This window comes from Symplocastrum torsivum (genome assembly GCF_059505465.1).
Genome location: NZ_JCACKQ010000115.1, coordinates 185,848 through 209,537 on the forward strand (window position 1 = coordinate 185,848; position 23,690 = coordinate 209,537).

Genomic DNA, 23,690 nt, shown 5'->3' on the forward strand with positions numbered 1-23,690 from the left:
CTGTCCTAATCTTTATCGCGACAGCTAGATCAGCTCTTACAACCAACAACCAACAACGAATAACTAACCACTAAGCCGTTTTGAAAAAACGGATAATTTCGCGAACGTGGTCGAGAAATTGTCCATCAGTACTCAGTTGTGAGATCGCTTGTCTGGCTTCCCTAGACAAACGCTCGTGCTGAGCTTCATTGGTTGCTCGTAGTTCTTCAAAGGATGCGCTGATACGAGCTAATTCTTTGCGAGTTTCTTCCTGGTATCGTTGCTGAGTGGCTACCCAAGAGTAAGGTTCTTCTGGATCGAGTTGTTCTTCAATACGCTTAACCGTTTCTTCCAGGATGTTAAAACGACCACGCAATTCCCAAATATCTTCTCTGGGATAAGTAAACTCTTGCCGAATCATTGCCAAACGAGTAGCAAGATATTCATAAGTTCGCACGGCTGGACGCAGGATGGTTAAAAGTAATGCCGCACCAGAACTAATGTAGCCAACGGCACTAATACCTGTTGCAGCAAGAGTGTAGAGTCCAACGGCTGAAAGCAGATGTAAGGCAATGGCGACAAGAAGCGATCGCTTTGCGACAACCTTGGCATACTGGACTTGCTTTTCATCAATTGCAATTCCTTTCTCGTTTGAGGTTGCTGCTTCGTCTAAAACTGCCTTAGCTTCAAAGTGGATATTCCACGGTACTGTGACAATCACCAACAACCATTCAAAAATTGCTACAGCAATGACCCAATCGAGGAAGCTACCTGCTGGTATATGCAACCATTGCAAGATTCCATAAGCTAGTAAAACTAAAACGCCTATTCCGAAACTGAATCCGATGAAGTTGAAGTACATTTATGTCAGTCTCCTCTTGTGAAAACTTCGCTTCAATCCTGACTGGGGGTTGCTGTTGTCGCTAGGTCGTTTGTGATGGTTGTTAGAGCTTCACATCGATTAGGGTCGATACCGACTTTTAGAGGAAAGCGATCGCTCACTTACTAAGTAGCTCAAACCTAAGCTGTATATGAGCTAACGCTGAAACCTCTGCCAAAACCACTGTGCTTGGGAAGTAGACATTCCCCAGAACTGTCACACTACTACAACTAACGCCTAGCCTTCATAAGAAAGCTAGGCGTTACGCACAACTCGTATTTACAAGGGACTGTTCTGAGTCCTAGTCAAAAATATTCTTAATTTTGTCAATCAGGCTTTCCGAAGCATCTTCTGCTTTATCACCTGCATCGCTGATGCTATCTTTGGCATTGCCAACTGCTTGTTCAGAAGCGATCGCTTGAGGCACAACTGGCAAGAGCCAAAGTAATGTTGGGAGTAAGAGCTGATTTCTAAGTATGAGAAGTTTAATTAAATCCCACTTCTCAAGCTTCTAACTCATCCAAGTGTTCTGCAACAGAATGGTAAAGATCGAGAACATGATTGTCCTGAAGACGATAGAAAACCTTGCGACCTCGCTTGTGATAGCGTACTAGTCGCATGGTTCGCAAAGCCCGCAGTTGATGAGAAACCGCTGATTCGCTCATCTCTAGTGCAGCAGCTAAGTCACAAACACAAAGCTCTTTAAGCGCTAGCACTGAAACAATCCGCAAGCGGTTTGTATCACCTAGGAGGCTAAAGAATTCTGCCATTCGCTGGGCTTTTTCAGTGCTGAGGATTTGATTCTGGAGTTGCTGGACATCATCAATTTCAACCGGATGTGGCGGATGACAATTGAGAGGATTGAGTTCCTCTAGGGGAATGACTGTAGCCCCTTGATCTGAGAGTTGGGCTGACATCTTGTTTTTGTGTGTGCAGGCTATGGCTATGCCACCTTATGGTAACGAATGAAAATGATTAACGTTTTCAGTCCCTTGAATATAGTTGTGGTCTGAAGCTCTTCTCAAGAGTCAGGAAAGTCAGCCCATCCTTAGTAATGTGCAAGAACAGGCTGATTGGGGCTTTAACCGCAGCTACAACCTTGATGGCTGCACCCTTTACCATCGGCATGATTGTTGGCACAAGCCTCACCACAGTAATATTTGCCGTCCTTTTCCACCGCATCATTAGTAGAGACGACACAGAGGCAAGATTCACAAGCACATTTCATTCCAGTTACGGTAGTCATGATTTTTTCCTAATCCAGTTCTCTATTAAAGGCTAACATATGAACATACGTTCAGGTATTGCTTAAGCTAATCTTTAACATCCAACCCCAAAAATCACAGGCTTCGCCTTACTTCGCGATCGCTTCTGGATCAGCAACGGTGAAGTCATTAAAATTAAAATTGTGCTTGCCAATACCTAGTTAAGTTTGCTACCTTAGTTAAGCGCTGAAGATAACAAGCCGGGATAGCTCAGTTGGTAGAGCAGGGGACTGAAAATCCCCGTGTCGGCGGTTCAAGTCCGCCTCCTGGCATATGTGTTGTTGTCCATTAAATAATTAATGGTCAGTTTTAAAGAATTAGTTTCCCAAATCCACATTTGGGAAACTTTTTTGCTTTAGTCATGGTTTAGCGACATCTAAATCAGTTTTAAAGAATTAATTTCCACTGCATAAGGCTGCTAATCAGTCAATACAGAATTTAATAAAGAGCCAAAAACCCATAACACTGAAAGTCTTGATGCAGAATGTGAAGAAGATTTTTCAGTACCCTGCTCCTTTCAGTCCTACTCCAGTTCTCTGTACGTCTGCTGCTAAATCACTCTTCACATAGGCTATATGCCCTTTCAACCCACCCAAGAGCGGGAAGGTTGATGAAACTTAATTTGGTAATAATACTAGTGCTATTCGTTTATCTTTCAACCCACCCAAGAGCGGGAAGGTTGATGAAACATAAAGCTACTATCAGGTAATTGTATGATTCTATCTTTCAACCCACCCAAGAGCGGGAAGGTTGATGAAACTGGGTGAGCTTTTGGATGTAGGTAGAACTTATTCCACTTTCAACCCACCCAAGAGCGGGAAGGTTGATGAAACCGCGCCCGCTGAAACCCTTATCTACACCAGCTAACAAATGGATTTTTGACGGCTGATGTTAAATTCCTCATTTCAGCTTTTTCTCCAAGGAGAATGCTGATTTCCTAACAGTCTTAAACTAAGACTGGACAAGGGTTGTAGACTTTTGACGGCACTCCAGGGATTTTGCCCCCACTTCGACCCGTCAAAAAATAGATTGGGAGGACTCCTCCTTGCTCGGAGGCGATTCGGTAGCTGCCACGACACGTACACCTGTATCCTTATAACCAGAGGCGCTAACCGCTGGTTATAAAAACATAGCTCCCTGATGCTAGGCGCGACCCTGCACCCTATCTACGGAAAAGTTCCGCAGAAGGAACGTCATTTACGCAGCAAGCTCCGTAACGACGTGTCTCTCTAATTATTTAAAGAGACGCGGACAACTACACAGGGCGGAAAGCAATTAAACTGCCCATACACTTATCATCTGTTCACAGGGAACGAGACGCGCTATTGAACAAATATTATCTTGTCAAGGTACAATGCTGGATTGCTTAAATCATGAAGTCTTGACATTGTAGGAAGATAGAGCAATGGCTATGGCTTTTTGCTCCAACTCGATTCCAGAGGGCTGTTGCCGGATAACAACAGCTATACCCTCGGAAGAAGCACACTCCTTGATGCAATCAGATAGTCGGCTGTAACTCCAGGAATGGAAGCTAGCCCGATAGCCCTTGCCATATTCCTTCTGGCGCTCCTTCTCATTGGGAAACAGGCGCTCGGCTCTGGCTCGAATATCACTTTCAACACTTTCACGAATGCCCTTTAATTGTGGGATGGCAATAGTCCCTGCTTTTCGTTGAAGGGCAAGCTCGACTATCTTAGAAGCGATGAGTCGCTCAACATAGAGTCCTAGATCGGAGTCTGAGTTGCTACTTCTATAACGGTCTTGTTTTTGCTCCTCACTCCTGCGCCGAGAATTTTGCTGGTGCCGTTGATGGAGTTGCTGAACCAGGCGATGGGGTTTCCTGCGAACACGCTTTCCCTTCCTGATATAGAGTTTGCCTCCATTGGGATGTCGTTGTTCCGTTCCATCTTTTATCAAAGGTTCCTTCTTTCCATTTCTCCAGATATATTGGGCTTCTCCTCTGTTCAACAGTTCCTTGGCACTCTGGCGCTCTAAAACTTCTTCTTTTTCGACATCTACAACAGCAATAGCCACAGGTTCATGACGACTGAAACTAACTCCAACGACGATGTGAGGTTGCCCTTGATAAGGTTTAGCGTTAGGGCGAGGTGGAGGTGAGTTCTTCTCCAGATAAGTTAATGTGGAGCGTTTCCTTCCAACACTTTCAATCTGGGTCTTAGTAAGCCCTAATTGCTCTAGCTCTAACTCTTGAAGTTTCTCTTTATTCTTAAGTGTCTTAATTACCTCCTTCTTCTTTGCTTCTCGTACTTGCTCAGTCCCCTCGGCTGTGAGCATTTGCCTATCTACAGTGCAATGAAGGTAAAGACGATGAGTATTCCAAGGTTTTAGTTGGGCTTCTTGATTGTCGGTCGTTCTTTTTTTGTTGCTACCGTGTTTACTATCATCCTTACGCCAGATTAAACAAGCTGAGCGCAGTGCAAATAGCCCTTGCGAGAAACGTTCTTCATAGGGCAGTTCTTGATAAGTCTGATAATCAATTAGAAACTGTCGAAATATTGATAGCTGACGACAATCACACTGAATCTTGAAGGTATGGTCTTTAGCTCCCTTAAATCGGACACAAATTCTTTGTTGAGGTCGCTGGCAATGCTTCTTCTCTTGAGTTTCAACAGACCAGTACAAGTCACCCGAACTACCAAACTGAATTGGGTAAGGCAATTCTTTCAGCAGAGGAAGTTGTTTCTGAACCGTTAGTGTCTCTAGTTCTGCTGCCAACTTCTCAGGGTCATCGCTTAATTCTGGAAGAGCAGTTACGTGACACAGATTTTCTAAATATCGCTGTTCGGTTGGGTCTCTTCCCTTCGGAAGTCGGCTAGTTAGCTGCTCCTCAAGGCGCTCAATCTCTTTCCTTTTCTTGTCTAGACGCTCGGAAAGCTGGTCGAGATTCTGCTCTTTCTCATTAATTTTCAGGTTATTGATGAGTAGATGATTAATCGCACGACGGCTTAGAGGAGCTTCGGCAGTTCCATCATGCATGTCTAACAGAATACTTATTAAAGCTTTCTGCTTCTTACTTTCCTTATTCAGCTTGTCTAGCGCCTTTTTCTGAATTTCGTGAGCTTTGACCCGAATCTCATCTGGATTAAAATCAGTGGTTGCTATCAATTCAAGTTCGCTTTCTACTGCCTGTAACCAACGCTTTTTGCCCAAGAGTTGAAGCTGTCGTTCTTTCTGTAAGGCAAGCCAGGACTTGTAGGTGTAACAAGATATCAACTCAGCAGAGGTATAGAAGCGACCAGGCAATCCCACATATCCTGAATTTTCCTTGAGAGGAGCGAGAATTCCTCTAACTGTATTGCCAGAAATAGCCCCTTTTTTCTGCCACTCCTGAAACTGGGGATGTTGAGCAATCTTTTCTAGCAATTCGTTGACTAGAAGCGTGTGTTTTTCCATCAATTCCCAAAAGTATCGTCGCGTTTCCTCACTGGCACAAAGACGAGATTGAATCGTAAACATCGACACAACCATGAGGTAGATACTCCCAATAGTCAGGACTCAGGTTACCCGATGCCACCTAACTTGAACTGAGTCAGGGGGCTAGTAGGATGATGAAACTTCAATGGATTTTACAGATGAAGATATCATAGCTCTATATCTTGTCACCATGACAAGTGGGTTAGCTATGAGTATTGCCCCAAGATCTCCTGCTCAGGGACACTGGGAAGCGTTAAAGACGTACTTCCAGCCCCTTGGTGAGCAGCTAATGGAACTCGACGAGTTTCTTAAACATTGGAATGTATCGCGTGAGGAGCTAGCTTTTATCTGTGATTGCTCCCTCACGACCGTTAATCATTGGTTCTCGCAAGGTGAGCATCGTAGAGTACCGAGTGAGAAACACAAGCAAAGGATGTCAATCGCCCATCACATCTGGACTACAGTCGAAACTGAGCCAGAGTATTTACAGATCCTTAGGGAAATGTACAACAAGAATCGAAGACGAAATTCTTAGTCAGCCTTCTTGTCATTTGGCAAGTATTTATTGTCACTGTGGCAAATTTAGATTTACTCTTTGAGAGAGCTTGGAGATTTTAGAGATTGTGTCTGAATTCACATTCCAAATACCACCTTTCGCCTTGCCAGAGGTCATTCCTGAAGTCATACCTCAACAAAAGCTTCAACTTGGTGATTGGGTTCGCTGGCGACAAGTACCCAATGGTGACTTTGGGTGCATTATTGGTGTCATCTACACTCATTCGGCTAGCTGCATTGCCACTGGACTGCATTACCTAGTTCTTCTTGACGAGAACAGTCCATCCCGTCGCATTACTAGCTATGACTTCGCCTTTGAAGAGGATATAGAACGGCTCAATGAGTCCCCTCTAGCCTAAGTCGCTACTTATTATGTCCCAAGCGAAAAGACGACAACGGGTGCTGCAACTGCACAATCAAATGTTCATGTCTCCTCAAGACTTCAGCTTTCGCTGGAATGTTGGGTATGAGGAACTAGCAGAAATTTGCGGCATCTCCAAATCCACCACCTATCACTGGTTAGGCGGACAGGCTAGCCGCCGAGAAGCAGGTCTTCCCTACCAAAGAATTATGGCAATGGCTGACTTCCTGCTTACGAATGCTGAGAGAGTTCAACCACTATTGGAGCGCTGGCACATGAGGCAGTAAGGGTAATTGGTTGTGCTTTTGCAAATTGACAAAATCTTGTTGACCACTTGAGAAACTGAGCAGTACGGTGCAATGAGTGAACACAAGCACCCATTGTTCCATGACCTTTCTCTCTACCCGTAACGGTAATCAACCTCCCACTACTGTCGAGATTATTGACGACCACATTTTGATTCGCGACCTGGAAATTCATCATTCAGAGGCAGCATACTACTTGAGACAACTCCCTCACTTACAACAAGAAGCGGCTCTTGTGGGGATTTTTGAGATGGGTTTTGCCTGCCGACAATTTGCTCAAGCCCGTCAAGATACAGCCTTTGTCGAACAACGGATGCAATCTCTATTGGTTGAATTTCAACAAGCCGTCAGAGGAATTGCCCAGTCCTTCGAGCAGGAGTTGGTGAGTCAAATCGGTGCGGAAAATGGTCAAGTCTTGGCACCTCTTAAGACCCAGATAGACCAGACAGCGACTGTCCTTACCATGCAGGTCGATAGTGTGAAAACTCTCTTAGCACAAGATATCGATCCTTCTAAGGAAAATTCTGTTCTTGGTAACGCTCTTAAAACCATTCGGGATTTACTCAACCCGAAACTTTCTGATTCGATTCAAGGTGCATTCGATACGACCATCCAAAATGTCACGGCTGAGAAGGGTACTTTAGCGCAAACAGTGAGAAGTGTTGTCAGTGAAGCCGTCAAACCCTTAGCAGAGGAAGTAGACAAACTCGCTCGTGAGATTCGAGACAAAGCCGTTACCGCATCAGTACTAGAGCAAACGCTTGTCAAAGGCATCACTTATGAAGAAGCTGTTGTTGTGGAACTTCAGGATTGGTCAAAGGTTTGTGGAGCTGAAGTACATTATGTCGCTAAAGAAAACCGACCGGGTGATATTCTCCTCAAGCTCACTGCCAACTCGATAGCGACAATAGAGATTTCCATCATCATTGAAGCGAGAAACCGCCCTTCTGAACGTTGGGGTCGGCAATTGATTTCCAAGCGCTTAACCAAAGCAATGGCGATACATCAAGCAAATACAGCAATTTTCCTGAGTTCCTCTCAAGAGGGATTGGCGCAGGAAATCGGTATATGGGCATTGGGAGAATGTGAGTATGGAATCTGGGTAGCGACCACACACGAGCTACTTGCCGTTGCGATTCAGTTCCTTATCGTGCGACAGCAATTAGCCACCCAACAAGCGTTCAACTCGAAACTTGATGCTAGAGCAATAGAAGCTCAGATGCAGCAAATACAGTCATCGTTGAATTACATCAATCAAATCAATACACACGTAACGCAGTTACAACAACAAGCGGAGGGGATTCGGACGAAAGCTAAAGCAATGAGAGCGGAAATTAAGAGTGCGCTAGCCTTAGGGAGTGAAGCTCTCGGTGCTATTAAGAGTGAAAGCTAGTGGAGCAATCTTCACGAACGAGTAGACAAAACTTAATGGCTAATCACTGGTAATATCAACCCAATTGTTGGGTTTTTCTCTAGCAAACTCACGCATTTTCTCTTCTAAGTAGGACATCGAATTGGGTTGTCAAAATTTTGGGATCTGAATACGGGCTTTATCGGTCGATATCCTATTCCAAAAGGTCAGGGAGCAGATATTAAAGACAGAATTGAAGAAGATGGGATTGACCTGCAAGAGATTTACAAGCCAATCCCGCAGGATATAATTAACCGCTGGTCACATTGGTTAGTTTAATGGGCTACTTAGAATTGCAGTAGTGTAAAAATAAAAGCAGGTTAAGGTGAATATCATGCAGGATAGATTTTATACACAAGCTGCTCCCTTGTTAATCCCTTTCTCTAAGCTTGCTGTTCCTTTTAAAAGCGGCGAATATTTATTTCTAGAAGAAGCTTTGTCTTTTAATTCTCTAGAAGAGTTAGTTAATACTCACAAACTACAATTTTGCCGTACACGAAAATATGATGATGAAACTTTAAAGGAGATTGAAGTATTGAAAGATAGCCTTTTTGAGCTGGGTTGGATAAAAGAAGAAACCTATGCTCTTAAAGTTACTCACAACAAAAACATAGATTATTATACAATACACATCGGCACTTTGAGATGGCTTGCTTTTTCCCAACTAATAAAAGCAAATTTAGCAGATAAAGAAACCGAAGTTCTTGTTGTCTTTCCTAGATATTATGATTTCCATAAATTTACTTATGGTTTGCCATTTTAATGTAAAAGTAATCAGGAAAGGTAGTACAGGGGACTTTATCTAATTTATAAGCGGGACTCAGTTCGTTGATGGGATTGACTTGTAAGAGATTTACAAGCTAATCCAGAAGAGATAATCAACTGCTGGCGACACTAGTTGGTTTAAACTAAAGTCTCAGTGATTGTTTCTGTCTTGCCAGCTTGCTTAATGATTAGGTACGTGTTCAGCGCAATATGCAATAGCACTTGCTAAGTGTGACCTACATGAACCAGAAGGGCTTCACGTTAGTCTGTAAGGAAGGCAAGATGGATTATCGAGTAGGGCTATCTAACTTTTGGGATTTGAATACGGGCTTTATCGGTCGCTACCCTATCCCAAAGGGTCAGGGAGCAGATATCAAAGAGAGAAGGGAATTGACTTGCAGGAGATTCATGAGCCAATCCCACAAGAGATAATCAACCGCTGGCAGCATTGGTTGGTCTAATGAGATGTGGATTGTTTCTCGATTCTGAAACAGAATGATTCTCCTGAGATTGGTATTTGGGGCTTTATGATTCAGCCTTGAGTCGGAGACAGAAGAGTAGTCATTGTCTGGATAATGAACAATGATATGGCGTGACTACTCCCATCCTACATCTATAGCCAAATGCTGAAATGGATATTGAAAAACGGCTAATGGAATACTATAAGCGCTGGAATATAGAGTTTCCTTATGAAGAACAGTTTTTAATTTTTAAAAATAGAATAATTCTTGTCGTTGATAAATCAATTGGAGATTATCTAGCTAATCATAAAAAAATAGATGAAAAGTTTTTGTACATTTATAACCTTCATCAAGCTGACGAACCAATTGTAAAAAAATCTCGTTCTGTACCCATATCATCTATAGGTTCTCCCCAGAAGTCTCCTAGTACTATTCCTCTACCTGGAAGATGGTTTGGTGATACTCATCTGTATCGAGAAATTAAAAAGAGTAACACTCCTCAAGAGTTGAGATTTATTTTACAAGCTTTCTTCTGGGCGCTAGAAGAAGATGAAGGAGGAAAAGGGTCTATTCCAGAGTTATTAAAAGGAGTTAGAAGCCTAAGTGAAATGACTCCTAGCGTCAGCTTTAACATTGTTAATAGAGGTGGAGAGATAATCATTTATCCTCATGGCGAGGAAATTCTAGATAAAGAGGTTGTGAATTATGTTATTTCAAAGCTTGAAAAATATCCAAATGCGGCAAAACAGTTTCTTCAGGCACTAAATATTTATCAGAGCGGAGATACTGCTCAGTTCCGAAATTTACTTGATAACTTACGTTTAGCCTTAGAACAACTGTGTAAAGAGGTTTTACATAACAATAAATCGCTGGAAAATCAGGAGAAAGCGCTTAAGGATTGGTTCAAGCAAAAGAAACTACATCCTAATATAAATACTTTGTATAGCGTTCAATTGCAAAATTATACAAAGTATCAAAATGATGCTGTTAAGCATGATGAAAAGTATTCGGTAGATGAAGTTGAGTTCATGATTTACCTTACGGCTACCTTTATGCGGCTTGTAATTCAGCTTGCAAATGAAGATTTAACTGAGGTTGATAGTCAAGATGTTGTTTAAACCATTGATAATCATAGCAAGAGAAAATTAACCGCTGGTCACACTGATTGGTTTAACTAGTTACCTAGAATTGTCTTAATCTATAGGCAGGAACAAGAATGAGTTTAGTTCATAAGGGAATTAATAAACACGTTATTGAATATTTGGATTATTACTGTGGCTTAGAAGATGCGCCTGAAGATTGGAAACTAGTTAGCTACGGAATAACGTCTCGATATCTCCAAAAGTTAACCCAAAAACAAGGAGTAGATGTGATGCTTCAGAAAACAACTAAAGATTCAAGTCAATCTTATACAGTTGCTACATTTGAACTTCTTCCCGATTCATCCTTAAAGGAGATAAAATAACTGAAATGAACCTACCTCCGTTAAACATCATAATTGATCAGAATTGGCAGACAGTAAAAGGCAGTAAAGCCAAACAATTAAAGGAAGCCATTCAAGCACAATTTAAGGATGAGGAAGTCTTTAAGGATATAGAGCTTAATCCTCGAATTATGGGAATGATAACTGTTACTGAAGGAAGCTATAATGGCTATATTTTCATTAGATTTATCAATCAGGATAGAAAGTATATTTTCGTCTTAAATCCTGAGACTAAACACAACTTTTTGATGGGGGAAGAATGACATGAGTAATTCAAGAACCAAACAGCAACTAGATAACTTTACAGAAACACTTGCCAAAATGCCCAAAGTTGCCCCAGAAGGACAGAATCAACTCTTATGGGAAGCTCAACGAAACGGATTAGAAAGCAAGATTTCAGATCTCGAACAGCAATTGAATGGAGGCAGTCAAGAAAGTCTAGCTTTTGAGGCGTTTTGGCAAGCGCTAGAAATGCCAGAAAAAGATAGTGAATCCCAGGAAGATAAATGGTTAGCGCATAGGTGCAAAACAGTAGCCCAGTTTGCTTGGATTAAAGCAATTGAATATCAGAAAGAACAATGATTAATCTTTCAGTCTTTAACCATCTATCTGAATTCTTCAGTGTTTTAAAGTCTGTCAAAACCGATCATGTTCAAATATTTATCCTTCACTATATTGGCAATTCCACAATCACACAGCCCATATATCTTGAAGTTGCTGGAGTTAGCTACAATTCTACTCTCAATATAAATTTCGCAAATCTCTGCGATTGCTTGGGCAGATATTGAATAACACTTAGATCGTTCTGGTTCTTCAAGTTGACCAATAAAGTTACTGGTTTCTGTAAGAATATTGGGAGTAGTAATTACCTTATTATTAAAAGCGGCGATTAATGCAATTAAAAGCTCAAAGTCTTCAATTGAAAACTGCTTTGTTCTTTTAAAAGTTTCTATTAGTTTGGGATTGGTAAGTCCAACAAGATATAAAATTAAAACATTGGTGTCAACTAAAACTCCTTTCTGTGCGTATTTGGGGATGAGCCAATTTAATTCTCGGTTTAATTCATTGCTCATATCTTCCTGATTTTCATGCTTTTTACATTGCCACCTTTGCTCTCAACTTTAAATATTTTGTACTCACGTTGATATCTTTGTCCAATAGCAGGATTAGTAATTCCTAAATCGGTAAGAATTCTGTCTTTAACAGGAACATCGTAGCCTAAAGTAATTAACCAATCTTTTTCATCTTCTGATAGTTCAACTTCTTCAAGCCTTATGTCGCTTATTGAACCACTACCCATGTCTTCTTTCATACTCTTCAAGTAATCCATTGCACATTTTATTGCGTGTTTTGCGGTAATCATTTCTTGCCTATGTTTGTCTTGTAATAGCTACTTAGTTTCCCGACTACTTGAATCCTGTATAGGATTTATAGCGTTTCCTTGACTGATGAGGTGCAACTAATCCTTGTCCAGTAATAGTTTTAGCTCTAAAAATGTACCTCACTTAACGGAGAAACGCTATATTTGAGTCTTTAACAGTAAATTGCGTTAAGTGAAGAAAATCTGTAGAGATTGTCTAAGTTCTCCATTTGGCACTCTGCATCATAATCAATGCTTCGACTAGAGTCATAGTTACCCGAATCAATATCTCCATACAAATTAGAACAGTGGTTATCCAACCCGCAACCTTGTTCATCATATTCTTCTTCTGATATACCCCCATAATGAAAAGCTTCTGATAAGGTTTCCATTTCTGATTGATGGTAATTATTTATCTCTTCATAGTCAAACTTAGAATCCTCATGTAATTGCTGTTTTAAGCAGTCTGCCTCTTCTTCTATACGTTCTTTAACAGAATCATATTGCCAGCAAAAAAACTCTAGGTCTTCTCCTAATCTAGTAGTCTTCCCCAAAACAAAGCTTTTTACAGTCTTAGCTCCCGCCGATTCAAGTAGTTGTTTACAGGCTTTTAAAGAGTTGCCCGTTGTTGAAACATCATCAAGCAAAAGTACCTTTTTGCCGTTAATAAGTTCATTGTCCACTACCTTAATTGAGTTTAAATGTGTTTGAATGCTGCGATCGCCCCCTGTAGAGAGTCTTTCGGTAGGTTTATGTCTTACCAAGCATGATGTTGCATCAACTAGCTTCATTCTTCGACTAATCTTCTTACACAGAGATCTAATCCCAGAAGTATCTACCCCAATATAGTGAGATGGAATGACCGCTAGACAATCAAAATCATTATCCAAGTTTGATAAAATACAGTCTGCAAAAGCTTCAATCGCTAATGGATCACAATCTTTTATATCCCGAATTCCTGAACTATACTGTGTGAAATCGAAATTATCACAATCGCCAGTCATAGGCTGATAAACGCCTAGATAGAAAATCTCCGGTAGGTTATCATAACTGACCATATTTGCAAAACAATTAGTTGTAGAATTTTTGAATAGTTCTTTGTTTAGCTGTTGCTATTAATTTTTAAACCTTTCAATTACTGTTAAGATAGTTTTAGTTTAAAGAATTCCTCATTAATATGTTTTTCTAAGTCATCATAATAATTTGTACCAATAGCGTTATCTGGTATCTTAATTAGTTTAATAATTGCTTCAGTTATATATCTATACAGTTCTAAGTATTGAGCCTCTACTATAACTTTATCAAGAGTAGGATCGCCATGAGCAATACCGTTTCTGATCGTTAAAAAAGATGTAACTGGGCGGCTTAAGAAAGCTTTCCTAATTGGTTTCATATCCTTTTGCACAGTTGCCATAAATTGTGCAATTCGGGTAGCAGCATTATTAATATTATTCTCATCTTCCTTCTTAAAGAGTGCTTCAAACACAACCATTAAAATAAGGAAGGCATGGTCAACTCGTTCTAGAGTGAAAGAAAGCCGATGATACTCTAGAGCCAGTTTAAGAAGCTTGTCAAAAGTGTTTGCCTCATCCCACTCTTTATACAGAAGACGCTGAAAAGTCAACTTAGCTGGTTCATGTTCTTGAGTCGGCAAAGCAGATTTACCATATCCCAATGCACCATGACTTAATGGGATTGTAAGAGAGTATAAAGTTGAATAGTTGGTAACTTCTCCTGCTAGTTCTCGTATGATTGCGGGACGTGTATCAGGTGTGGATTCAGGAAAAGGAATCGAAGAGAATATATAAGTATAATCAAAAAACAATCCACGAGTTGTATGAAGTCTTAAAGCAGAAACAATTTCATGAAATATGTCTCTTGATTCCTCTGTATTTGAAGATATTTCTCTAAGCTTGGTAAGTGGTTGAATGATATCTACTGCTAAAAACACATTTGTAAAAGAAGGGGAAAAACGGTAAGATTCTCCTATATTCTGAAGTTTTCTCTTTGTCGCGTTATTTCCGTATTTAAGTAATTCAATAAGTTCTGAACTATCGTATGCTTTTAGATTGATAGTATAGCTTGCGTCTTTGTATTGACCTGAATGCTTAAAGTTGACAAAAGGATTATGGTTGAAAATAGGTGTTACATATCGGAAGGTAATATTCTCTACCAACTTTTTGTCCTCAACTACTGCTTTAATCCTATTTCTTTGACTAAATCTTGAAAATAAATATCTTGTTAAGGAACAGGCGAGATAACTTACGGGAGATTTGCAAACCAGTCCAGCAGAAAATAATCAATCACTGAATAACACGAAGATTAAACTAATTTTCATTTCCGGCAAGAGCTTGTTCTGCCTGACTTGAAAACCGAGAAGGATACCTAAAATAAGTAATTCCGTATCTAACCAAGATGTTAAACATATCATCTTCATGAGAATCGACATCACAATGCTCTACAGCAAAAAAGTCCCAGAGATCGCCTATTAGTGGATCTATCACTTTATAGATAAATTCTGCTGTTAATTGATTGAATTCTGAACTTGGAAGAGCAACGTGTTGAATAATGTTTCTTACCTTTCCGAAGTCTTGATAAGTCTTAAGCTCATTAATTTTGTATCCCGTAACTGCCCAAAGTCTTTCTGGCAATTCAGAATATTGAATGCTTTTCCCCTGGTGAAGTAAATCACTAATCCCTAGAAGTCCATCATCAGTAGAGCTAGATTTTGGAATTTGGCTAAAGATTAGTAGAGGATGCTCTTGAGCAATTGCGGCTTTTATAAGAATTTCTGCTGAATGAGCAGCTTGAAGTACCGCAAAAACACTTCGCTGAAGAGTATCACAAGAATCCCAGTAGAAAGCATTTTTTTGAGCTTGAGCGAGAATTCCTAAACCTAACCACTTCATGTGTTCTGACATCTGTTTGCAGTCTGGATGCATAAGTTCAATTTCTAGTTTTGTTAAAAGTTGTTGTTGAACTGATTTATCAAAATTAATCTATTTGATCAATCCAGCCCAAAACAAAATCAAGCTGTGGTGTAATCTTTAATTCTTACTATCGTAAATCTTCTAGCTTCTTGAGTAAAAGGTTTACAAAAACAATGAACGCTCCTCCTTCTTCTGGAGTTGGGTCAACAAGACGATGAGCAGAAGGATTACGGAAAGTTGCAAAAACCCCTGCATACAAATCTCGATATCCCTGCCTCTCAGAATCAACTGAAAACTTAGAGGCTAAAGTACCACCATTTTTAAAAACTTTATTGACAATATCTTGACCAGCATAACCAGCCTCTATGTTGCCAACATCTCTTAAGCGCTCTTCTAAAATGACTCCTGCTACACGAACAGCAGAATCCCACATCTTTTCATCAGCACTTCCAGCTCCTAATATTGGTAGGCATCTTTCCTTTAACTCCTTATCTAGATTAGTGATGTCAGCTAATGGTGTTAGATGCTTAACAAAGGATGTATCTGAGGCATTGAAGTTGGTATCTACAGCTTCATAAGCTTTGTTAGTGAGAGTGCATCGTAGGTCATTATTTTTCTTTCCTATGTTTTCACACCAAAGCAAGCCCTCTGCCTGAAGTATTTGGATAGCCCCTTTTCCCAATTCTGGTATTGGCTCCTCTCCACTGTAATAGGAGATAGACGAACCAGATATAGACCAAATAACCATAAATTCTTCAGGTAGGTGTCTTTGACTGACCTGTTTTACAAACCATCGTAAAAGGTCTTTTTGTCTATCCGTTAAGTTATACATTGTATTTAATTCAATGTGCTAAAAGAAGTCTAAGGCAGTTTAAACTGTGAGAAGAAAGTAGAAGCACCCTATTTTTTATGCCTAACTATCCGAAGTATCTTTCCAGATAACCCCTTTCAGATTAGTTTTTCTTGAGTTCTTGTTGTAAGGTGTCTCGATTTTGCCGAGCTAATTCATAGGTAGAATCAAGTGATAACGCCTCATCATAAGATGCAAGTGCTTCTTGATTTCTACCTAAATTTTCTAGAGTTAGTCCTCGTTGATTCCAAACTTTAGCTTGATTACGGTCAAGTTCAATTGATTGGTCAAAGGAATAAAGAGCCTCAGTGTGCTTGTTGTCTATCCTTGACTGATAACCTTTCTGGTATAAGTCTTCTGCTTTACTAGTACTGGTTACAGGACACGATTCAGACGGTAAGCGGACAAAACATCTTGCCTCTGGGACTGTCAAAGCGCTAACGGCTAAGCCACCTATAGCTATTGCCATACCTAATTTCTCAGAAAAAGACCTTCCTGATGGTTTATGATGATGGTTGCTTGGATTCGCCATAAAGACTCCATAAGTAAAATGTAGTTTTGAGGTAAGGGAACAGAATGAACCTACTTGACTAGCTGGACAACTCTCAGGTAGGTTGTGTGTTCCTTTTCAACTCGATTGTATTTTTCAGCGGTAGAGCATTAGTATGTAAAACCACACAGCTCTATTACTTTGCTGAATTGGCTATCTGTTATTGCCGCTAACTTCTTGACCTGAATGATCGTGAACGCTTCTGTTGAAAGCTCACTGAACGCTACTATAGGCGAGACTTAGGTGTAGCCGCAAATTTACAAACGGAACAATCAATTTTCTCGATTACTTCAAACCTTTAAATCTAGCAGATAAGAGGGAAAAGAGGCTTATAGGTGATTCTAGCCCCCTCTCAGCGAATGCAAAATAAATACTGGAAGTTCTTGTGTTCCTCTCAAGTTGCTGGCGGGATTGACCAACGAGAGATTTACAAGCCAATCCCCCAAGAGATAACTAATCGTTGGCAGCATTGGCTAGTTTAATGGGGTGTCAATTACTCTCAGAATTCTTTATCTGCTATCTATCCAAAATCCTCATGAAATAAGTGAGATTGAAGAAAATTCTCCTGTACGCTTGACATTTGCCTGAGTCAAGAGTAGTCAGGTGCCACTGATTCTTGGGACAGACTAATTTCTTCATATAATTTGTTATTTGTTTTTATCGTTCTCAATTTGAGTTTGAGATACAACCGTGATTGTCAACTAGATAATGTGAGGCTGGATGGTTCGTTTTCTGCCACCGTTCATTCTCCACCTCCAGAGCGTGCGCTCACTCCTACGTTAAGATGTGATTGAGCGGTAGCTGAATAGGGTTGTTATCAGCCAAGTCCAAGCTAAACTGCAAGCCGATATCTGGGTAAATGCTACCTGGGACGAATACTTCAGGTGAGCAACGATTCAGCCTACGAAAAAGCCAAAGCCTACTACTATAACGGACGCATAAGGATTAAGATGCTTCGTTTTGTAATGCTTATTAGCAAGGCTGAACTGATTGCTCAAGTTTCTCAGTTTCAGCAACAATCCATCCTTGCCATGCCCTATCGCTTTGATTAATCGTTGTCGGTGAAATCTCATCTTGACCCAGATAAAAAACCTGTGGCTCTCAAAGTAGATGTAGTTTAATTAAATAATCAAAATCTCTATCTTAAGGATGATTTTCAAGTGTTATGCCATCTAATCTAAGCTTAAACCAAATCCTAAATAAGAACTATGAAACTGATCACAAGAACCTCCTCTTAGAACAGTACAAAATGTATGTAGAGATGCATGACAGGATTAGCGCAAGAAGGAATCAAGTTAATAGCTTTTTTATTTCCCTTCTGTCTGGGTTGCTAGCTATTTTTTCTATAGCTAGCAACCAGGAACATATTCTTAGTTCCCCTATGGTTGGGCTAGTAGTAGGTTTTTTGGGTTCCATTTTATGTATCTTATGGAATTTTAATATTCGGTCCTATAGAAGATTAGTTGAGCGAAAAATCCAGGTAATTTTAGAAATGGAAGAGTTTTTGCCATTTTATTGTTACAACAAAGAGAGTTTTTTAAGGGAACAGGATTTAACCGGAAGGACTTATCTAAGACCTACAAGCATTGAACAGTATGTTTCAGTTGTTTTTGGAATTGTTTACATAGTATTGATGTTTTATTCATTGTTTGATCTCAAATAAATCTGTCTTACTCTCTCATTTATCCAAAGGAATGATTACCCACCCAAAATGGCAGGAGAATTAGTTACGCAAATTATAAATATTTTAAAGAGTTGGGCTAAAAAGCACAATACTAAGCAACTTAGTAAGTTCTATCTTTTTGGTAGTCTCATCAACGGAAGTGGCAATCAATTTCTTCCAGACGAAAGCGATATAGACTTAATTGTTATTCTCCAAGATTCGGGTCCTTTAAATAGAGCTAAAATATGCCAGAAACTTCAAAAAGCTAAACATGAGCTTGAAGAACTTTTACTATCAATCCTCAAACGAAAAAGCAAAAGCAAATCTAACGCGCTCGTTAGTTTAGTTTTAGTGACTAGCAATGAAGTGATTTGGGATATACATAAATCACAAAAAATAAAATTTTTTCGAGATAACAAATTTTTAAACCTCCTAGATGAAAGTGATACATCAATCCCCATAGAGATTGATATTCCCATAGGACTTGATAATAGAGAATCCCTGTCATATATCATTCAAGCTCTTGAAGAAGCTCAAAAATATAGGAATAAGTATCTTTCTATTAATCCTAATAAATCTAAAGAGTATAAAGAAAAAGATATTTTTCCTAAAGATTTAGCGCGTAGTGCTGCTCAGGTTCGCTCTTTTGATATAAAAAATGAAAAGGAGAAGTTTGATATCAACTTAGGGAATGGTTACCTGATATCTTTACTCGAGCAAAAGGCTCGTACAAAAAGTGATGAATGGTCTAAGTTAAACAGTAAAGTTGGCGAACGATATGGTCGCAGCAGACAAAATCCTGCCCTGAACGATTTTGATTTATTACTTCTTCATGAATTACTGTTTGATAAAGCATATAAATTGCTGAAGCAAAACTCTTCAACTAACCTAAGTAAAGGTGGGCATCCTCCAAGGGGTAGGGGAAATTCACCTGCTCCTCCTGCTGCTAAAAGGCAGAGCAAAAAGACACCAGAGGCAAAAACAAAATCTGAATCTTTGACTGTAGCCCGCGCTCACGGGAAAACAAAATTAGCAGAGTCAACAAAGCCAGATACAGCAAAAAACAAGACAAAAACACCCCGAAAAGCTCCTGTTTCAAAAAACATCACAACTCGCAGATCTATGACAGCAAAAGACCCTAAAGATTGGGTCATGCTGAATGATAACTTTTTCCGAACAGACTCAATTAAAAATCCACAAGATCGAAGTATTATTCTTCAATTGTTACCAATAGAGGATAGGGAGCAAATCGCCGAGTTAAAGTCCCTTCATCCAGGAGAGTTTAACAATAGAAAGCAGATTACCTACGCAGATCAGTCTGAAGTTGGCATTATGCAAGTCTCGTCCGTGGAATCTGAATCGAGCGCAGGAAGAACTAGCTTTAAGATTATGCTTACGCCAACTCAGCGATCGCAAAATAGTGGCTTTGCAATGGAGATAAACTATAACAACTACAGTGCAGACGAAATGGCTAGATTACGTGCCCGTCTAATGTTGCTCGGAGAACCACTTCCCAAAGACCTCGAACAGTTCTTTCCTACTACTCAAGTCGAGGAGATTTTTCCTGAATTGTGGGTAAAGCTGCAAACACAACCAAGGTTATTTTTGCCAAAAGCATGGTTAAAAGCAGTGTATAGCCTGAAGATGAACGGAATTGTTGAGGATGTCTTAAAGTTAGAACTGGGTCCAATCAACAACAAGGTGATGCCTGTCCGATTTCGGGGGAGGAGAAGGCAAGTCTATGCAAATCGGGAACCTAGTATCATCAACTTTGAAGGAAGCTGTACTCTCGGTGAATAAACAACTTGTATCTTGCTATAAAGATTGCAATGTTCTTCAAGCTTCTAACCTTCATTAAAGACTGGTTTGTTAGTGCTGAACAATAACAGCCTTTATCTGACTTGATGCATCTATGACAAACATCACGCGGTTAAGAACAGACACTTCATCACAACTTAAGAATACAGTAAGTGAGCATTTATACTAGATTCAAACACCAGGTTTTCACCCCTTTATGGACTAGAAAATGTTTAAGTACCACTAATCATAGAGTTTCTGCCGCTTTGCCATCGAGCTAAACTTCATACCACAGCGCTGACAACTACCCTCTTTCCACTCAAAAGGCAAGGGTATTTTCTCATCACAAGCAGGGCATCTCGATATCAGCCGCAGTCGGTGTTTCTCACAGCCTTCAGTTGATTGAAACTGCCACTCGATCCGGTGATAGGGAGCTTCACGGTAACATACAGCACATAGGCGAGTTGAGCGATGTACCATTGCCACACCATTTGGTGGACATAAGGCTTCAAGCTTGTTGACTTCTACACCAATTAGCTTGCTCATCGCCTCCAATTCTTTCTGAGTCGGACGTGGATTGAAGCGAAACTTCTCCCAGCGAGATAGAGCCGTACCAATCCCTGCTGCCTTGCTCAAACTACTGGGAGTAGATACGCTGATAACTTCCTGACGGCGAAATCGTCCAAAGTAGTGGCTGATGCTTTCTCCTTCAAACGGCTCAAGATACCAGGGTGGATGTTGGGGGGCTTCCGTTTCCATAAACAACGACACAATTAGGCTCTAAGCACAGACGCATCAATGGGTAGTCTTCTTGTTCCAAGAATCTGATTAAGACTAGACGAATTCAATTGAGTACCAGGATTCTCCAGCCTATAAACTGCGATTTTGCGAAGGCAGTCGTAAAGCGGTTCAGCTTGTCCACTACACTTCTCATAAAGAGAGTTACAGAATCCAGGAATGGATGCTAAATTGAGTTGCCGCTCCAAAGGCACAAGAACTTGCTCCTCCCAACTGGCGACCAGTTGAACAGTCTCTTTCTTGGAGAAAGACACAAATTCATGACTATCCAGAAACGTATTGTAAATATCCGTATATCTTTTACTTTTGCGATCGAGAATCTCATCTAAGTACAATGAACCTGCCGGAATTACAGCAATCTTTGAACCGCGAACAATCTCAACCAGCTCATTAAAAGATTTGTAGGACAGATAATGGGCGTTCCCGACAATGAGTAACTTAACACCAAACGCCTTGAGGGTTCCACCAGTGCGTGATCGCAAATCTCTCAAGGAACCGACTTCAGCCAGAGGATGCCCCAAGGCTTTGAGTATTGACAGGAATAAGTCAGTTGGGGCACCGTATTGCTCGACTTTTGTATAGACAACTGGCATGGGAATGGCTTGCAAAACTCCCCGCCTTCTTGCCTCCTTCATTCGATAAAATTGACAAGTTTTCTGCAAATCCGCACCATTGAGTGCTTTGATATAGCCACTGCATCTAGTATCTCGTTGTATGTCCAACCACTTGAACAGAGCTTCATCTCGTTGAACAGGGCAGTAGCTGTTGCTATTACGAATATGCTCAACTTCTGGTTGCTGTTCAGGTGATCGCTTAGAGTCAACAGTGCCCTTCGCTTGAGGCGATTGCTGTAATTGGTTATCGATTGGCTGTGAGGCTGGGTTAGGTTGTGCCATCTCGAATTACCAGTTCTCCTCCATCAGTTGATTCCAGTCGTAGGCAACAATCTTTGTTGGTGGGGTGTACTCGGTAGATGAGTCATCTAATGTCTCTACAGCTATGGGGTGAGTCTGTGCCACAGTTGATTGGGATGCTACTGGTGGGACTGGAGTATCACCAACAGTAGCATTTTGAGGAAATAGTTCAAGCACCTTGGATTGATTAGTCTGCTGCTCATGCCGTTTTTGAGCCTTCTTACGGCGCAGCCGCTTGGATTTACGCTTCTCCTCCACAAATTCATATAAGTCCAGACGCTCGTTCAAAATTGAACTATTGTTAATCTCCTTATCCTGCTCACATAATTTCTGCTTGCGCCACTTCAACTCCTCCAAAGACATCTGCTTTTCCTCCAAAGACATCTGCTTTTCTTTGGCATCTCTAACAGGAACAACTCCAATAAACTCTCCGGGTTGACCGTCTTTTGGGCGAGTGTAGGCAAGAAGGATAAGGATATTACGTTGGTCGTATCTGATGGAAATCCGCTCACCCTGATAGTCCACTAAGCAATCCGCTCGGTAATTCAAGCACTCAAACTTGACACAACCATACTTTTCCACCTTACGATGAGCCACCTTCATCAAGCAGATGTCTAGCTCACGTTCATTTAGAACCTGTGGCTCTACCAGCAATCCTGAGTGCCATCGTTGAGTTCGCTTTTGGTTTGCCACCCTCGGATAATCATGTTGGTTGTAGTGATCAACGAAGTACCTCACCAACCTCTTCTCTAACTCATCCAGTGTTAGAGAGGCGTGTTTCTCACAATTATCAGGACGCTTTGCAACCCTTGAGCCTGTATAACCGGGAAGCAGTGATAAAACTTCTTTGTTGATTTTGTCGAAAATCGACTCAATTAACCCACCTGCTGAGGGAAACGCCCTTAGACGGCGCTTGAAATCTAACTGCATTGAGATTTGTTTCAAGTGATTGCACTTGAACTCCTTAGCACGGTCAGTTACCCAATACTCAGGGATGCCGCAAACATTCCATTTTTCCTGGAGTTTGTAGTCTGGTTCATACTGCTTTGGCAGGATTGCATGACGCAACGCTAGACCCACCTCATGCGAACCTGCTGCTTTAAATCCCAGGTGAAAGCCTGCAATACAGCCAGAATAGCTGTCCATTATTAGCGTTATGTAGGGACGACCAATAACCTCTTCACCTTTATCGTCTAACTGAAAAATGACATTACCTTGGTCGTCAACCAGAAAGACATCAAGTTTCGTGTGGTCACACTGCCAAATTTGATTACTATGAGTGATTTCTAAGATACCTTCCGTGGTTTGGATGATTTGCCCTTCAGCCGGAGAACCCGGATGACGAACCTTCTTGTTTTTTTGAGCCAGATGAAAATTAATTACTTTGTAGACAGTCGGATGGGATGGATATTTTCCCGCCACAAGGTCTTCTAATACCTCTGGGTAATCCTTGAAGCGCTCCGCATATTTTTTCTCTCGCAGTGCTTTTCCCTTGGATGCAAGAGCCATGAGATGCACATGAACTTGGTTGTGATTCATCCGAGAGCCATCTCGCTGCCCCCAGTTATGGGTGGCAATAATAAATTTGAACCACTGCTCGGAAATGCGAAACTGCCCTTTGTCCTTGCGACCAACCGCAAGAGTGGCAACTCCCTCTTCCTCTACTCTCTTTAGCATTATGCGAATCATTCGGGGAGTTCTGCCTAGTACCTCAGATGCTTTTTGAATAGCTTCCCTCCGGCTTTTTCTATTAGGGGCTTGGAGTACAGCGTCAATCAGGTCTATCTTTTGCTGAACCTCTGGAGTCATCTCATTTAGGAGAGTGAGTGACAATGCTTGCTGTCCCTGTAAATGTTCTGCCTCTTGGCTGAAAGAGCTGTTTCCCAACACCGTATCCCCTGTAGACATAGTGAGCCTCCAACAACTGC

General features: G+C 40.8%; 29 protein-coding genes and 1 tRNA gene. 15 read left to right on the forward strand and 15 right to left on the reverse strand.

Features of this window, described 5'->3' with window-relative positions:
- Positions 1–70: 70 nt before the first annotated feature.
- The 4 genes from AC5JL3_RS28410 to AC5JL3_RS28425 all read right to left on the reverse strand — a co-directional run bounded on the left by AC5JL3_RS28410 (position 71) and on the right by AC5JL3_RS28425 (position 2,105).
- Positions 71–841: a hypothetical protein gene (locus AC5JL3_RS28410; RefSeq protein WP_496077645.1), complete on the reverse strand. Its 771-nt coding sequence runs from the start codon at positions 839–841 to the stop codon at positions 71–73.
- 319 nt (positions 842–1,160) lie between these two features.
- Entirely contained in the window at positions 1,161–1,295 is a 135-nt protein-coding gene (locus AC5JL3_RS28415; protein ID WP_496077646.1) for a hypothetical protein, read from the reverse strand.
- Between the two features lie 67 nt (positions 1,296–1,362).
- Entirely contained in the window at positions 1,363–1,776 is a 414-nt protein-coding gene (locus AC5JL3_RS28420) for an ArsR/SmtB family transcription factor (RefSeq protein ID WP_496077647.1), read from the reverse strand.
- Positions 1,777–1,940: 164 nt separating this feature from the next.
- Positions 1,941–2,105: a metallothionein gene (locus tag AC5JL3_RS28425; RefSeq protein ID WP_192221330.1), complete on the reverse strand. Its 165-nt coding sequence runs from the start codon at positions 2,103–2,105 to the stop codon at positions 1,941–1,943.
- Positions 2,106–2,323: 218 nt separating this feature from the next.
- On the opposite strand from AC5JL3_RS28425, the gene AC5JL3_RS28430 reads away from it, so the two are divergent.
- Positions 2,324–2,396: transfer RNA gene (locus tag AC5JL3_RS28430), tRNA-Phe, on the forward strand.
- Between the two features lie 1,099 nt (positions 2,397–3,495).
- Here AC5JL3_RS28430 and cas12k read toward each other — a convergent pair.
- The gene (gene cas12k, locus AC5JL3_RS28435; protein ID WP_496077648.1) at positions 3,496–5,613 is read right to left on the reverse strand and encodes a type V CRISPR-associated protein Cas12k; all 2,118 of its coding nucleotides are present in this window, start codon (positions 5,611–5,613) and stop codon (positions 3,496–3,498) included.
- Positions 5,614–5,704: 91 nt separating this feature from the next.
- On the opposite strand from cas12k, the gene AC5JL3_RS28440 reads away from it, so the two are divergent.
- The 10 genes from AC5JL3_RS28440 (at position 5,705) to AC5JL3_RS28485 (ending at position 11,482) form a co-directional block, all read left to right on the forward strand.
- Entirely contained in the window at positions 5,705–6,094 is a 390-nt protein-coding gene (locus AC5JL3_RS28440) for a hypothetical protein (protein WP_496077649.1), read from the forward strand.
- 88 nt (positions 6,095–6,182) lie between these two features.
- The gene (locus tag AC5JL3_RS28445) at positions 6,183–6,473 is read left to right on the forward strand and encodes a hypothetical protein (RefSeq protein WP_496077650.1); all 291 of its coding nucleotides are present in this window, start codon (positions 6,183–6,185) and stop codon (positions 6,471–6,473) included.
- A gap of 13 nt (positions 6,474–6,486) precedes the next feature.
- Entirely contained in the window at positions 6,487–6,762 is a 276-nt protein-coding gene (locus tag AC5JL3_RS28450) for a hypothetical protein (protein ID WP_496077651.1), read from the forward strand.
- A 100-nt stretch (positions 6,763–6,862) separates the two neighbouring features.
- A complete protein-coding gene (locus tag AC5JL3_RS28455) occupies positions 6,863–8,173 on the forward strand; it encodes a hypothetical protein (RefSeq protein WP_496077652.1) in 1,311 nt (436 codons plus the stop codon).
- A 126-nt stretch (positions 8,174–8,299) separates the two neighbouring features.
- On the forward strand, positions 8,300–8,470 hold the full coding sequence (locus AC5JL3_RS28460; protein ID WP_496077653.1) for a hypothetical protein: 171 nt from the start codon (positions 8,300–8,302) through the stop codon (positions 8,468–8,470).
- 46 nt (positions 8,471–8,516) lie between these two features.
- Positions 8,517–8,954, forward strand: coding sequence for a hypothetical protein (locus AC5JL3_RS28465; protein ID WP_496077654.1), 438 nt, complete (start codon positions 8,517–8,519; stop codon positions 8,952–8,954).
- A gap of 633 nt (positions 8,955–9,587) precedes the next feature.
- Positions 9,588–10,535, forward strand: a complete 948-nt coding sequence (locus tag AC5JL3_RS28470) for a hypothetical protein (RefSeq protein WP_496077655.1) — start codon at positions 9,588–9,590, stop codon at positions 10,533–10,535.
- Between the two features lie 98 nt (positions 10,536–10,633).
- Entirely contained in the window at positions 10,634–10,882 is a 249-nt protein-coding gene (locus AC5JL3_RS28475; RefSeq protein WP_496077656.1) for a hypothetical protein, read from the forward strand.
- 5 nt (positions 10,883–10,887) lie between these two features.
- The gene (locus AC5JL3_RS28480) at positions 10,888–11,163 is read left to right on the forward strand and encodes a hypothetical protein (protein ID WP_496077657.1); all 276 of its coding nucleotides are present in this window, start codon (positions 10,888–10,890) and stop codon (positions 11,161–11,163) included.
- A 1-nt stretch (position 11,164) separates the two neighbouring features.
- Complete coding sequence (locus AC5JL3_RS28485; RefSeq protein ID WP_496077658.1) at positions 11,165–11,482, forward strand: hypothetical protein; 318 nt, start codon at positions 11,165–11,167, stop codon at positions 11,480–11,482.
- A 44-nt stretch (positions 11,483–11,526) separates the two neighbouring features.
- On the opposite strand, the gene AC5JL3_RS28490 is transcribed toward AC5JL3_RS28485, so the two are convergent.
- From AC5JL3_RS28490 to AC5JL3_RS28520, 7 genes are all read right to left on the reverse strand, one after another.
- The gene (locus AC5JL3_RS28490) at positions 11,527–11,973 is read right to left on the reverse strand and encodes a PIN domain-containing protein (protein WP_496077659.1); all 447 of its coding nucleotides are present in this window, start codon (positions 11,971–11,973) and stop codon (positions 11,527–11,529) included.
- Positions 11,970–12,263 carry a hypothetical protein gene (locus AC5JL3_RS28495; RefSeq protein ID WP_496077660.1) on the reverse strand — a complete coding sequence of 98 codons (294 nt, stop codon included), beginning with the start codon at positions 12,261–12,263 and terminating at the stop codon, positions 11,970–11,972. The genes AC5JL3_RS28490 and AC5JL3_RS28495 overlap by 4 nt, the downstream gene beginning before the upstream one ends.
- A 170-nt stretch (positions 12,264–12,433) precedes the next feature.
- On the reverse strand, positions 12,434–13,318 hold the full coding sequence (locus AC5JL3_RS28500) for a ComF family protein (protein ID WP_496077661.1): 885 nt from the start codon (positions 13,316–13,318) through the stop codon (positions 12,434–12,436).
- Between the two features lie 83 nt (positions 13,319–13,401).
- A complete protein-coding gene (locus tag AC5JL3_RS28505; RefSeq protein ID WP_496077662.1) occupies positions 13,402–14,436 on the reverse strand; it encodes a hypothetical protein in 1,035 nt (344 codons plus the stop codon).
- Between the two features lie 151 nt (positions 14,437–14,587).
- Positions 14,588–15,169: a hypothetical protein gene (locus AC5JL3_RS28510; protein WP_496077663.1), complete on the reverse strand. Its 582-nt coding sequence runs from the start codon at positions 15,167–15,169 to the stop codon at positions 14,588–14,590.
- 148 nt (positions 15,170–15,317) lie between these two features.
- The gene (locus AC5JL3_RS28515) at positions 15,318–16,022 is read right to left on the reverse strand and encodes a TIGR02391 family protein (RefSeq protein ID WP_496077664.1); all 705 of its coding nucleotides are present in this window, start codon (positions 16,020–16,022) and stop codon (positions 15,318–15,320) included.
- Between the two features lie 121 nt (positions 16,023–16,143).
- Positions 16,144–16,509: a tetratricopeptide repeat protein gene (locus tag AC5JL3_RS28520; RefSeq protein WP_496077665.1), complete on the reverse strand. Its 366-nt coding sequence runs from the start codon at positions 16,507–16,509 to the stop codon at positions 16,144–16,146.
- A 416-nt stretch (positions 16,510–16,925) separates the two neighbouring features.
- On the opposite strand from AC5JL3_RS28520, the gene AC5JL3_RS28525 reads away from it, so the two are divergent.
- The 4 genes from AC5JL3_RS28525 to AC5JL3_RS28540 all read left to right on the forward strand — a co-directional run bounded on the left by AC5JL3_RS28525 (position 16,926) and on the right by AC5JL3_RS28540 (position 20,053).
- Positions 16,926–17,072, forward strand: coding sequence for a hypothetical protein (locus tag AC5JL3_RS28525; protein WP_496077666.1), 147 nt, complete (start codon positions 16,926–16,928; stop codon positions 17,070–17,072).
- 402 nt (positions 17,073–17,474) lie between these two features.
- Positions 17,475–17,642: a hypothetical protein gene (locus AC5JL3_RS28530; protein WP_496077667.1), complete on the forward strand. Its 168-nt coding sequence runs from the start codon at positions 17,475–17,477 to the stop codon at positions 17,640–17,642.
- A gap of 113 nt (positions 17,643–17,755) precedes the next feature.
- Positions 17,756–18,253: a RipA family octameric membrane protein gene (locus tag AC5JL3_RS28535; protein ID WP_496077668.1), complete on the forward strand. Its 498-nt coding sequence runs from the start codon at positions 17,756–17,758 to the stop codon at positions 18,251–18,253.
- A 48-nt stretch (positions 18,254–18,301) separates the two neighbouring features.
- Complete coding sequence (locus AC5JL3_RS28540; protein WP_496077669.1) at positions 18,302–20,053, forward strand: nucleotidyltransferase domain-containing protein; 1,752 nt, start codon at positions 18,302–18,304, stop codon at positions 20,051–20,053.
- A gap of 240 nt (positions 20,054–20,293) precedes the next feature.
- Here AC5JL3_RS28540 and AC5JL3_RS28545 read toward each other — a convergent pair whose 3' ends face one another.
- Genes AC5JL3_RS28545 through AC5JL3_RS28555 form a run of 3 tightly spaced genes read right to left on the reverse strand, consistent with a single transcriptional unit; the run spans position 20,294 to position 23,670 of the window.
- Positions 20,294–20,809 carry a TniQ family protein gene (locus AC5JL3_RS28545; RefSeq protein WP_496077670.1) on the reverse strand — a complete coding sequence of 172 codons (516 nt, stop codon included), beginning with the start codon at positions 20,807–20,809 and terminating at the stop codon, positions 20,294–20,296.
- Between the two features lie 14 nt (positions 20,810–20,823).
- Complete coding sequence (locus tag AC5JL3_RS28550; protein WP_496077671.1) at positions 20,824–21,744, reverse strand: ATP-binding protein; 921 nt, start codon at positions 21,742–21,744, stop codon at positions 20,824–20,826.
- A 6-nt stretch (positions 21,745–21,750) separates the two neighbouring features.
- Positions 21,751–23,670 carry a TnsB C-terminal domain-containing protein gene (locus AC5JL3_RS28555; RefSeq protein WP_496077672.1) on the reverse strand — a complete coding sequence of 640 codons (1,920 nt, stop codon included), beginning with the start codon at positions 23,668–23,670 and terminating at the stop codon, positions 21,751–21,753.
- Positions 23,671–23,690: the final 20 nt, after the last annotated feature.